The 11231-nt window shown below is 73.8% G+C and carries 13 protein-coding genes and 1 tRNA gene; 8 read left to right on the top strand and 6 right to left on the bottom strand.

The genetic code is table 11. The features are described 5' to 3' along the window. The first annotated feature begins 547 nt into the window (after positions 1–547). Positions 548–1042, top strand: a complete 495-nt coding sequence (locus BLW43_RS21830; RefSeq protein ID WP_093256846.1) for an RraA family protein — start codon at positions 548–550, stop codon at positions 1040–1042. Positions 1043–1066: 24 nt separating this feature from the next. Here BLW43_RS21830 and BLW43_RS21825 read toward each other — a convergent pair whose 3' ends face one another. The 5 genes from BLW43_RS21825 to BLW43_RS21805 form a co-directional block, all read right to left on the bottom strand. Then, the gene (locus BLW43_RS21825; RefSeq protein ID WP_093256844.1) at positions 1067–1423 is read right to left on the bottom strand and encodes a tRNA-binding protein; all 357 of its coding nucleotides are present in this window, start codon (positions 1421–1423) and stop codon (positions 1067–1069) included. Further along, positions 1423–2436 carry a threonine ammonia-lyase gene (locus BLW43_RS21820; RefSeq protein WP_093256841.1) on the bottom strand — a complete coding sequence of 338 codons (1014 nt, stop codon included), beginning with the start codon at positions 2434–2436 and terminating at the stop codon, positions 1423–1425. The genes BLW43_RS21825 and BLW43_RS21820 overlap by 1 nt, the downstream gene beginning before the upstream one ends. Positions 2437–2491: 55 nt before the next feature. Then, positions 2492–3340, bottom strand: a complete 849-nt coding sequence (locus BLW43_RS21815) for an alpha/beta fold hydrolase (RefSeq protein WP_175479058.1) — start codon at positions 3338–3340, stop codon at positions 2492–2494. A 20-nt stretch (positions 3341–3360) separates the two neighbouring features. Continuing rightward, a complete protein-coding gene (locus BLW43_RS21810) occupies positions 3361–4050 on the bottom strand; it encodes a haloacid dehalogenase type II (protein ID WP_093256851.1) in 690 nt (229 codons plus the stop codon). 100 nt (positions 4051–4150) lie between these two features. Continuing rightward, positions 4151–6091: a lytic transglycosylase domain-containing protein gene (locus BLW43_RS21805; RefSeq protein ID WP_093256836.1), complete on the bottom strand. Its 1941-nt coding sequence runs from the start codon at positions 6089–6091 to the stop codon at positions 4151–4153. Between the two features lie 219 nt (positions 6092–6310). Between BLW43_RS21805 and dapA the strand changes: the two genes are divergently transcribed. From dapA to BLW43_RS21775, 6 genes are all read left to right on the top strand, one after another. After that, positions 6311–7189, top strand: coding sequence for a 4-hydroxy-tetrahydrodipicolinate synthase (gene dapA, locus BLW43_RS21800; RefSeq protein ID WP_093256833.1), 879 nt, complete (start codon positions 6311–6313; stop codon positions 7187–7189). Beyond that, the gene (smpB, locus tag BLW43_RS21795; RefSeq protein WP_093256831.1) at positions 7189–7659 is read left to right on the top strand and encodes an SsrA-binding protein SmpB; all 471 of its coding nucleotides are present in this window, start codon (positions 7189–7191) and stop codon (positions 7657–7659) included. Before dapA ends, smpB begins: the two co-directional genes overlap by 1 nt. 43 nt (positions 7660–7702) lie before the next feature. Further along, entirely contained in the window at positions 7703–8455 is a 753-nt protein-coding gene (locus BLW43_RS21790) for a GNAT family N-acetyltransferase (protein ID WP_245731167.1), read from the top strand. Beyond that, complete coding sequence (locus tag BLW43_RS21785) at positions 8452–9024, top strand: peroxidase-related enzyme (protein WP_093256828.1); 573 nt, start codon at positions 8452–8454, stop codon at positions 9022–9024. The genes BLW43_RS21790 and BLW43_RS21785 overlap by 4 nt, the downstream gene beginning before the upstream one ends. Then, the gene (locus tag BLW43_RS21780; protein WP_093256826.1) at positions 9008–10093 is read left to right on the top strand and encodes an OmpA family protein; all 1086 of its coding nucleotides are present in this window, start codon (positions 9008–9010) and stop codon (positions 10091–10093) included. The genes BLW43_RS21785 and BLW43_RS21780 overlap by 17 nt, the downstream gene beginning before the upstream one ends. A 62-nt stretch (positions 10094–10155) precedes the next feature. Further along, positions 10156–10229 (top strand) — tRNA-Gly (locus tag BLW43_RS21775). Between the two features lie 25 nt (positions 10230–10254). Here the strand turns inward: BLW43_RS21775 and BLW43_RS21770 are convergent. Next, positions 10255–10932, bottom strand: coding sequence for a PAS domain-containing protein (locus BLW43_RS21770; RefSeq protein ID WP_093256823.1), 678 nt, complete (start codon positions 10930–10932; stop codon positions 10255–10257). A 204-nt stretch (positions 10933–11136) separates the two neighbouring features. Here BLW43_RS21770 and BLW43_RS21765 point away from each other — a divergent pair. Next, positions 11137–11231 (top strand): GTP-binding protein (locus tag BLW43_RS21765; RefSeq protein ID WP_017397055.1); only part of this gene is annotated, 95 nt, incomplete at its 3' end.

The following is an 11231-nucleotide window of genomic DNA, read 5'->3' as shown; positions in this document are numbered from 1 at the left end:
GTGTCGACGCGCCCGAGATTGGCGACGACCCGCAGACGGGGCTTGCCGGCCTCGTTGCGGAAGGACTCCATGATCTGGAGGTAGCGCCGGCCGCCGTTCTCAGTGATGCGCGTGAACATGGCATGCAGGATAACGCCTTCCCTGCATCTTCACCAGTAAGTAACGAGCCTTCGCATGTAACTACACGCTATCCGCGGAAATCGCCGCTCGCAGACACTAACCCTTTGAAATCACGTCGGCGTCATCGCCAGCTGCGGAGCTCTTCCGTCGGGAACTGTCGAACTCCGGTGGCACGAGAAGCACGTGCCGAGATCGCCATACTCGGCCTTGGGCGAGATGCTTGCTCATACTGAATTTTGCCTCGTTCGCGCTCTTGGGCTAGCGGGCAAGCCAGATACTGTATGGGAGTTCTTTCATGAAGATGCTGCGCGCGCATCTGAGTTTTGGGGCCGAATTTATGAACAAGAGAGAGAACGCCAAGCTGCTCTACGTTGCAAGTGAGAAGCAATGCGATACCGGCAATAGACCTCTTTAAGGGAAAAGCCTCATGCCCCTCGCCACCCCCGTCACCGACATCGTCGACGCCCATCGCGACCGGGCGCGCATCCTCGACGCCGACTGGCGGTTCTTCACCGGGGTGGCGCGGTTCCACGGCCCGGCGCGGCCGGTGGCGTTGCACGGGCCGGACGGGGCGCTCAAGGCGCTGCTGCAGACGCCGGGGAACGGCGCGGTGGCAGTGGTGAGCGTGGGCGCGAGGGCCGCGGTCTTCGGCGACGGCATGGCGCAGGCGGCGGAGGCGAACGGCTGGGCCGGCGTGGTGATCGACGGCGCGGTGTGCGACGTCGCGCTGATCCGCCCGCGCAAGGTCGGGGTGGCGGCGCTGCGGGCCTATCCCGCCTATCTGCGCGAGGGGCTCGCCGGCGGTCCGGCCGCGACCGTGACCGTCGCGGGCGTCACGGTGCGCGAGGGCGACTGGATCGTGGCCGACGAGGACGGGATCGTGGCGCTCGACGCGGAGACGGCGCGGGCCCTCGGGGCCTGACGCCCCCCTGCGCCGCGCCCCGCCTCAATGCAGCCTGGCGCCGAGGGGCGCGTCGGCGTCGGGGGCGACGAGCATCACGGCGCCGTCCGCGTCGCTCACCCCCAGCGTCAGCACCTCGGAGACGAAGGGCCCGATCCGGCGCGGCGGGAAGTTCACCACCGCCATCACCAGCCGCCCGACGAGGTCCTCCGGCGCGTAGCGCTCGGTGATCTGCGCCGAGGAGCGCTTCTCGCCGACGCCCGCGCCGAAATCGATGCGGAGGCGATACGCGGGCTTGCGCGCCTCCGGGAACGGCTCGGCCGCCACCACCCGGCCCACGCGGATGTCGAGTTTCAGGAAATCCTCGATCGTCGCGCCAGCGTCGTCGCCCTGTCCGTCCATCAGCCCTCTCCCTGCGCCAGCGCCCGCGCGAACATCCCGGGGTCGACGTTGCCGCCGGAGGCGAGAACGATCACCGGGGCGTCGCTCCCGCCGTCGAGCCGCTCCAGCGCCCCGGCCAGCGCCACCGCGCCGCCCGGCTCCAACACCAGCTTCAGGCGCAGGAAGGCGGTCGCCATCGCCGCCAGCGCCGCCGCGTCGCTCACCGCGATCCCCGGCCCGCAGAGCCGGCGGATCACAGGGAAGGTCAGTTCGCCCGGGCAAGGCGTCACGATGGCGTCGCAGATCGACGTCGCGCCGGGGCGGTTGCTCTCTGGCCGTCCGGCGGCCAGCGAGCGCGCCATGTCGTCGAAACCCTCCGGCTCGACGGGCCGCGCGCGCAGGCCGGGGGCCTCGGCCTCCAGCGCCAGCGCGACGCCGGAGGTCAGCCCGCCGCCGCCGCAGCACACCAGCACGTCGGCCTCGGCCACGCCCGCCGCGCGGGCCTGCTCGGCGATCTCCAGCCCACAGGTTCCCTGCCCCGCCATCACGAACGGGTCGTCGTAGGGCCGCACCAGCGTCAGGCCGCCCGCCGCGATGCGCTTCTGCGCGACGGCCTCGCGGTCCTCCCCGCCGGCGCGGTCGTAGAGCACGACCTCCGCGCCGAGGGCGGCGGTGTTGTCCCGCTTGAGCTTCGGCGCGTCGGCGGGCATGACGACCACGCAAGGGCAGCCGAGCAGCCGCGCCGCCAGCGCCACGCCCTGCGCGTGGTTGCCGGAGGAGAAGGCGATCACGCCGCGCGCCAGCGCCGCGGGGTCGAGCGCGGAGAGCCGCGACCAGGCGCCGCGGAACTTGAACGAGCCGGTGCGCTGCAGGCATTCGGCCTTCACCAGCACGCGCCGCCCGGCGCGGGCGTTGAGCAGGTCGGACTCCAGCAGCGGCGTGCGCGTCGCGACGCCCGCCAGCCGCGCCGCCGCGGCGCGGATCGCATCGATGTCGGGCGCGGTCCACGCCCGGGCAGCCTCGTCCGCGATCATGCCGCCCCCCTCGCGCTGTCCAGCCTCGCGCAGTCCAGCCTCGCGCCGCCCGTCCTCACGCGGCGGCGTCCACGCGCGCGAGCAGCGCGTCGACGGCCGCCAGCGCCGCGGGCTCGTCGAGCAGCGGCGCGTGGCCGCGGTCGGGCACCGTGACGACCGTGGCGCCGCGCGCGCCCATCTCGGCCAGCGTCCCGGCGGACAGGATGTCCGACAGCCCGCCGCGCAGCGCCAGCGTCGGCGCCTGCGTCAGAATGTCGAACAGCGGCCAGAGGTCGAGCGGCGGTGCGCCTTCGGCCGCCGCCAGAGCGGCCGTCGTCGCCTCGATCAGCGCCGGGTCCGCATCGCGCGCGAGCCGCCCGCCGATCTCGCGGTGCAGGCAGCGCGCCAGCGAGCGCCAGCCGGCGGCGTCCAGCGTCGGATAGATCGCGGCGAACTCCGCGCGGACATGGGTCTCGGCGGCGTCCCAGTCTGGGTGCTCCCGCGGCGCGGCGGCGAGGCTGGCGACGAGGCGCTTCAGGCCGTCCATCTCCAGCATGGGGCCGACGTCGTTCAGCGCCGCGCCGGCGACGAGTCCGGGGCGCTGCGCCGCCAGAAGCATCGCCTGCAGCCCGCCGCGCGAGGTTCCGATCACCACCACCCGCTCCAGCCCCAGCGCGTCGACCAGCGTGAGGATGTCGCACGCCTCGTCGGTCAGCGCGTAGGCCCCCGTCGCGCAGGGGTCGGAGCGGCCGCGGCCGCGCATGTCGGGGCAGATCACGCGTCGCGTCGGCGCCAGCCGGGCGGCAAGCGCGCCGAAGTCGCGGCAGTTGCGCGTCAGCCCCGGCAGGCACAGCGCCGTCACGCGCCCCGGCGTCGCCACGCTGTAGTCGCGGTGGAAGAGGCGCCCGCCGTCTGGGCGCCTCACGAAGCCCTCGCGCCAGCCGATCACAGGGCGGTCGCCAGCGCGGGCACGCCGGAGAGGTCGCGCGCGACATGCGCGGGCCGGCCCGGCAGCCGGTCCATCGGGTCGCCGGCGCGGTTCACCCAGAGCGTCCGGAACCCGAAGGCGGCGCCGCAGCAGGCGTCCCATCCGTTCGAGGAGACGAACAGCGTCTCGGCCGGGCTGGCGCCGAGCCGCCGCTCGACCAGCGCATAGACCGAGGCGTGCGGCTTGAACACGCCGACCTCCTCGACGCTGATCACCGCGTCGAGGAGGTCGGCGAGCCCGGCGTTCGCCACCGCCGCGTCCAGCATCTCTGGCGACCCGTTGGACAGGATCGCGGTCGTGCGGCCGGCGGCCTTCAGCGCCGCCAGCATCTCCGCGACCTCCGGATACGCCTCCAGCTCGCGGTAGAGCGCCAGCAGCCGCGCCCTGAGCGCCGCGTCGCCGGCGAGACCGCAGGCTTCCATCGCGACGTCGAGCCCATCCGCCGTCACCGCCCAGAAGTCGGCGTGATCGCCCGTGACGGCGCGAAGCCAGGTGTACTGGAGTTGCTTCAGCCGCCAGATCTCGGCGAGCTTCGGCCACAAGGCGGCGAGCCTCTCGGCCCCGGGCTCGGCGGCGGCGGCGCGGGCCGCCGCGGCGACGTCGAAAAGCGTGCCGTAGGCGTCGAAGACGCAGGCTTTCACGGGCATGGCGGGGTCTCGGGCTCCAGAGGGAGCGCCAGTGAGGCGCGAGGACGGGCAGCGCGAAGGCGGGCGGCGCGAATGCGCGAAGGCGGGCGGCGGGCCGCGCTCAGCCCTGCGGGCGGGTGAGCGCGGCGCGGTAGGAGGCGGAGGTCGGCGCGCCGAGGCGGGCGCGGTAGACGTGAACCCCCTCCAGCACGCGCATGACGTAGTTTCGGGTCTCGTTGAAGGGGATCGTCTCGATCCAGTCCACGGCGTCGGCGGCGCCGCGCGGGTCGCCGAACCGGCCGATCCACTGCTCCGGCCGGCCGGGCCCGGCGTTGTAGGCGGCGGCGGCGAGCATCTTGGCGCCGTTGAAGCGGCTCAGCATCTCGGCGAGATAGGTCTGGCCTAGGCGGGCGTTGTAGGCCGGGTCCGTGGTCAGCCGGCCCAGATCGTAGCCCAAGCCGATGTCGCGGCTGACCTTCTGGGCGGTGCCGGGCATGAGCTGCATCAGGCCGCGCGCGCCGGCGGGGCTGATCGCCTCGACGTTCATCTCGCTCTCGGTGCGGGCGATCGCCAGCGCGAAGGCGGGCTCCACCGGCCCGCCTCCGGCCGCGGCGCTGGCGACGGGATAGTAGATGTCCATCAGCACGATCGGGTCGCGCGCCGCGCGCTTGGCGACGCGGATCGCGGCGTCTGGCCGGTCGAGCGACAGCGCATAGTCGCCGAGCGCCGCGTATTCCTCGGCCCGCGTCGCGTGCTCGGCGGCGCTGATGAAGAAGAAGCGCACGTCGTTGCGCCGCCCCGCCGCGTGCAGCAGCGCGATGGCGCGCTGTGTGTCGGAGCCGGCGAAGGGCGAGCGGCGCCAGTCCTGCCGGTCATGAGCGGCGAGCTCCGCCGTCACGTCGCGCCCGACGCGCTCGGCGGCGAGCTGGCCGTAGAACGAGGTCGGGTGTTCGGCGCCGCGCTCGTACCAGAGCCGCGCCCGGTTCCCATCGCCCGCCGCCTCGTAGGCGCGGCCGAGCCAGTAGCCCCCGCGCCCGCGGCTGATCGGGGTGGTCACGTCGTTGTAATGGCGCAGGAAATGCCCGGCGGCGCGGTCGGGGTCGCGCAGGCCGCGCAGCGCGATCCAGCCCGAGAGCCATTCCAGCTCGGCGAAGTCCGTTCCCGTCGTCAGGTGGTGCAGGCTCGCGAGCCGGTAGGCCTCGGCGACGCGACCCTCGCGGAAGGCGCTGCGCGCCAGCGTCAGGCGGCGGTCCGCCCAGGCCTCGGGGCGGCCGAGCGCGGCGGCGGAGCCGGTGCGCTGGGTGATGAGCTGCTCGGCGCCGGCGTCGAGCCCGGCGCGCGCGCGCCAGACGAAGCGCTCATAGGCGAGGCCGGGGTCGTTGGAGAGGTTGGCCGGCACCGCCTCGATGGCGGCGTCGACGCCGTTCGCGCGTGCGCGCAGGCGCATCCGCGCCTCGGCGAGGCGGCGCCAGCCGTCGTCCACCAGCGGCAGGATCGCACGCGCCTGATCGGCGTCCCCGTCCCAGAGCATCGCGTCGAGCCGCGCGGCGGCGTATCTGCGCGCGAGCGCGCCGTGACGGCTCTCGAAAGCCTCGCGCTCAGCCTGGGTCAGCGAGTACTCCGTCCAGGCGCGAACCAGGGCCGCTTCGGCCCCGGCGCGGTCGCCGGAAGCCGCCAGCGCGTCCGCCAGCGCCAGCGCGCCCGAACCGCTGAGCGGCGGCCGGCCGGCGAAGAAGGCGCGCACCTCGGCGGGCGGCAGCCCGGCGGGCATCGCGCGCTCGGCCTCGATGCGCAGCCGGTCGCCGCGCGGCCAGTCAGGCCGGCGCTCCAGCAGGCCCGCGATCTGGCGATAGCCGGCCTGCCCGGACACGCCGAGCCGCCACAGCGCGAGGTCGGCCACCACCGGATCGGCGGCGCCGCGCGCGGCCTGCGCGGCGCCGTCGAAGTCGCCGGCGTCCGCGCGCTCGAAAACGGCGCGCACCGCCGTCGCGTCGCGCGCGCTCTGGGCCGGCGCCAGCGTCGGCGCAAGAATGAGGAAGGCTGCTAGGATGGGGGCGAACATGGGGCGCTCTCATGGCGGCGGCGTGTTTCGTGCGAGACGCTATCACAGCCGCGCAGAGCTCTCACCCCCTTCCACAACGCAAGGGCGAGAGGTCGGCGTCGACACCCGCCGAAACGCCCGATGCGCCGCCCGATGCGCCCGAGGCTTCGGCCGCAGGCGCGCTTGTCGGGTCCGCGCTCTGCCGCTAGTGTCCGCGCTTCGCAAACTCGGGGGCAAGGCATGCTGAAGGGCTCGATCACCGCGCTCGTGACGCCGATGAAGAACGGCGCCGTGGACGAGGCGGGCCTGCGCGCGCTGGTCGAATGGCAGATCGCCGAGGGCAGCCACGGCCTCGCCCCGGTCGGCACCACCGGCGAGAGCCCGACGCTCTCCCACGAGGAGCACGAGCGCGTCATCGAGATCGTGGTGGAGACGGCGGCGAAGCGCGTGCCCGTCGTCGCCGGCGCCGGCTCCAACAACACCGTCGAGGCGATCCGCTTCCTGCAGCACGCCGAGAAGGTCGGCGCCGACGCGGGGCTCGTGGTGACGCCCTACTACAACAAGCCGACGCAGGCCGGGCTCATCGCGCATTACACCGCGCTGCACGACGCCTGCGGCCTGCCGATCGTGATCTACAACATCCCCGGCCGCTCGGTGGTGGACATGAGCCCCGAGACGATGGGCGCGCTCGCGAGGCTGCCGCGCATCGTCGGGGTGAAGGACGCGACCGGGGACATCGCCCGCGTCAGCAGGCAGCGCGCCAGCTGCGGGCGCGACTTCATCCAGCTCTCGGGCGAGGACGCCACCGCGCTCGGCTTCAACGCCCAGGGCGGGGTCGGCGCGATCTCCGTCACCTCCAACGTCGCGCCGCGGCTCTGCGCGGAGTTCCAGGAGGCGACGCTGAAGGGCGACTTCGCCGCGGCGCTGACGCTGCAGGACCGGTTGATGCCGCTGCACGAGGCGATCTTCATCGAGCCGGGGCTGGCCGGCGCGAAGTTCGGCCTGTCGCTGCTGGGCCGCTGCGACGAGACCCCGCGCCTGCCGCTGCTCCCCGTTACGCAGCCGGCGCGCGACCGGATCAGGGCGGCGATGGTCCATGCGGGCCTGCTGAACGGCTGATGGCCCTCACCAAGGACGGGCGCCGCGTCGTCGCCGAAAACCGCAAGGCCCGGCACAGCTACTTCATCGAGGACGACCTCGAGGCCGGCATCATGCTCGAAGGCTCCGAGGTGAAGTCGCTGCGGCAGGGCGGGGCGAACATCGCCGAGAGCTACGCCAACGTCGAGGGCGGCGAACTGTGGCTCATCAACGGCTACATCGCCCCCTTCAAACAGGCCAAGACCTTCGGCCACGAGGAAAGAAGGCGGCGCAAGCTGCTGGTGAACAAAAGGGAACTCGCGCGGCTCGCGCAGGGCGTGCAGCGCGAGGGCATGACGCTGGTGCCGCTGGAGCTCTACTTCAACCAGAAGGGGGTGGCGAAGCTGAAGCTCGGCGTCGCCAAGGGCAAGAAGATGGCCGACAAGCGCGACACCGAGAAGGCGCGCGACTGGGCGCGCGACAAGGCGCGGCTGCTGAAGGCGCGCGGGTGAGCGGCGCGCGCGCGGCGCACGCCGTCCACGCCGGGGCGCCGTCGTGAGCTGGGTCGCGCCAGGCGCGGATGCGCTGTTCGACGCGCTCGACGCCACATGGCCGGCCGCGGGGACGCAGGCGCTCGGCGGCTGGACGCTGCGGCGGGGCGACGGCGGCGGCCAGCGCGTCTCCTCGGTCCGCGCGGTCGGCGAGCCCGGCATGGCGCTTCGGGACGCCGTCGCCGCCGCCGAGGCGGCGATGCGCGCCTGGGGCCAGCCGCCGCTTTTCCAGATCGAGCCCAAGGACGGGGCGCTGGACGCGGCGCTGTCGGCGCTGGGCTATCGCGTGCTCTCGCCCTGCCCGTTCATGGCGGCGTCTTCCGACGCGCTCGCCGGCCCTGGCTGGGGCAGGCGGATGGTGGTGCGGGTGCGCTCGCCGCTCGCCGCGCTGGACGAGATGTGGGGGGCGGGCGGGATCGGCCCCGCCCGCCGCGCCGTGATGGCGCGCGCGCCCGCGCCGAAGGAGACGCTGACCCTGCGCGAGGACGACCGCATCGCCGCCGCGGCCTTCGTGGGCGCGCATCGGGGCGTCGCGGTCATGCACGCGCTGCATGTCGCGCCGACCTTCCGCAAGCGCGGGCTGGGGCGCGCGATGGTGGCCGCCTGCGCGGCCTTCGCCGCGGAGAACGGAGCCCCAACGCTGGCGTTCCCCGTCGAGGCGGCGAACGCCGGCGCGCTTGCGCTCTATGGCGGGCTCGGCATGATCGAGGTCTCGCGCTACCACTATCGCGCAGCGCCGGAGGATGCCGCGACATGACCCAGCCCGAGCTCCCCACCGCCCTCGACCTGCCGGCGGCCGCCCCCCTTCCCGAGGATCTGGCGGCCTATTTCGCGAAATGCGACCAGAAACTGGGCCTCGTGCCCTGGGTGCTGCGCGCCTACGCCCACACGCCGGCCAAGCTGCGCGCCTTCATGGAGATGTACAATGATCTCATGCTCGGCGAGAGCGGCCTGAGCAAGCTGGAGCGCGAGATGATCGCGGTCGTCGTCTCCGCCCGCAACCGCTGCTTCTACTGCCTCGTCGCCCATGGCGCCGCGGTGCGGCAGCTCTCCGGCGACCCTGCGCTCGGCGAGGCGCTGGCGTTCAACTGGCGCATGGCCGCGCTCGACGCCCGCCAGCGCGCCATGCTGGGCTTCGCGGAGAAGATGACCGAGGCGAGCTCACGCGTCGAGGAGGCCGACCGAGCCGCCCTGCGCGAAGCCGGCCTGTCCGAGCGCGACATCTGGGACGTCGCGTCCGTGGCCGCCTTCTTCAACATGACCAACCGGATGGCCTCCGCGGTCGCGATGCGGCCGAACCCGGAATACCATGCGATGGCGCGCTAGGGCTGCGCTCGGCGTCGCCGGCGCCGCGCTCTTGACCGCGCTGGCCGGCGCCGCGGCCCCCGCGCCCTTCGACGCGATGGCGCCGCCCGATGAAGCCGAGCCGATCTGGTCGAGCGCCCGCGCGCAGGGCGCCTACGCGGCGCCGGTCGCCCCCGTCCACGCCGACCCCGACGCGCCCGCGACCGTCGCGCTGGAGGGCGGCGTCGCCTGGGCGACATGGCGCATGGCGTCGCCCTCCAGCCGCGCCGCCGCCCGCGCCTTCGCCGCGCCCTACCTCGCCGACGGCTTCGAGACCGTGCTCGACTGCGACGCCGCGTCCTGCGGGGGATTTGCGTTCAGGCTGAAGCTTCAGACTGCGCCCTGGCCCGAAATGCGGCTCAGCGCGCTTGACCTGCACCAGATCACCCTGCGCCGCGGCGACGCGCTGGCGAGCATCCTCGCCAGCATGGCCGGCGACGCGGCTTTCGTGCAGGTGGTGACGGTCGAGAACGCCGCCGCCGCCCCCGCGGGACAGGCCGTCGCCCCGCAGCCCGGCGCCAACGCGGCGTCGGGACGCGCCGGCGGGGCTGCTGCGCCGTCGCCGCAGACCGCTTCGCAGGCGCCGCCGCGACCCGAGGTCAGGCCCGGACCGGCCCAACCGTCGCAGAACGCCGGGCGAGACCCGATGGAGGATGCCGGCGCTCCCGCGGCGCCCGCCGACGCAGCCGACCTCGCGGCCGCGCTCAGGCGCCAGGGGCGCGCGGTGCTGCGCGGCGTCACCTTCGAGAGCGGCGGCGCCGCCCCTGACGCCGCCTCGGCCGCCGCGCTCGACCGCGCGGCGCAGGCGCTCGCCCTGCTCGGCGGCCGGAGCGCGGTGCTGGTCGGGCACACCGACGGCGCCGGACCACTCGCGGTGAACATGCGCGTGGGCGCGGCGCGCGCGGAGGCCGTGCGCGCCGAACTCGTCGCCCGAGGCGTCGCGCCCGGTCGGCTTCAGGCGGAAGGCGCCGGCTGGCTCGCGCCCATCGCGCCCAACGACAGCGACGCAAACCGGGCGCTCAACAGGCGCGTGGAGTTGCTGCTGCGCTGAGCCGAGGCGCGGCGCGGCCCGCGCTTGCGCCGTGGCGCCCGGCGCGCTAGCTAGATCGGGGCGCGGGCATGGTGAAAAGGTATCACACGAGCCTTCCAAGCTCTTGTTGCGGGTTCGATTCCCGCTGCCCGCTCCACGAGCCCCGCAAGGCGGCGCGCCGCTCAGGGCGCGCGCATGCCTTCGAAGAGCGCGTTCCACATCGCCGCGGAGACGGGCTCGGCTCGGGCCTCGCGCATCGCGGCCTTGGCGGCGGCCTCGGTCGCGACCACCGCCTCCTCAGCCGCGAGGCACAGGCGCTCGAGCATCTCCAGCGCACGCGCCGTGGCCGGGTCGATCGGCGTGGGGTCCATGCGGCGCATCTGCACCAGGCGCAGCATCTGGGAGAGCGGCATCCGCGCCAGCGCATTGTAATAGAGAATGTCGCCGTGCAGCGTCAGCTCCGGCTCCGGCGTCGGGGGCGCCACCAGCGCGGCGCTGCCGAGAAGCCCCTCGACCATGCCGCGACTGTCGAAGAACGGCACCAGCGCCGTTCGCCACAGCATCCGCCCCGCAGGCGGGCTGACGACATGGGTGCAGTGCTGCACATGGCGCGACTGTACGCAGGCGCGGCAGAGCGCGAGCAACGCGCCGGCGTCCTCCCCGCCGAGCAGCGCCTCCAGAGGCAGGTCGCGCATGGCCGCGTCGGAAACGCCCGCCAGCCGCTCCATCGCCGGGTTGACCCTGAACAGGCGAAAAGCTGCGGCGTCCTGCGCGTCCTCGGCGAGCCTGAGCGCGAAGCAGGCGGCGTCGATCGCCGCCAGGCTCGGAAAAGCCCGCTCACCCGCCGTCTCGCCCTGCATAGCGCCACTCTCCGTTGCAACGACGCGCCCGCCGACGCGATACCGTCCTGGGGGAGCAGTTGCTTGATCGCGCGTTAATGCGGAGTGAACGTCAGTCGGGAACCGCCCATCGACGCGGCGCTTTCACTGAGTGTTGCGCTGGCCGCGCCGCCCCGCTATGGGAGCGCCGCGAAAAGGGCTCCTCCGGCTGAGGGAATAACGACGATGGCTAAGGCGAAATTCGAGCGGAACAAGCCGCATGTCAACGTGGGCACCATTGGCCACGTCGACCACGGCAAGACGACGCTGACGGCGGCGAT

Origin of the sequence: Rubrimonas cliftonensis (genome assembly GCF_900107585.1) — a bacterium.
GTDB classification, from domain to species: domain Bacteria; phylum Pseudomonadota; class Alphaproteobacteria; order Rhodobacterales; family Rhodobacteraceae; genus Rubrimonas; species Rubrimonas cliftonensis.
The sequence above is the reverse complement of the archived record's forward strand: the minus strand, read 5'-3'. Positions and strand labels throughout refer to the sequence as shown.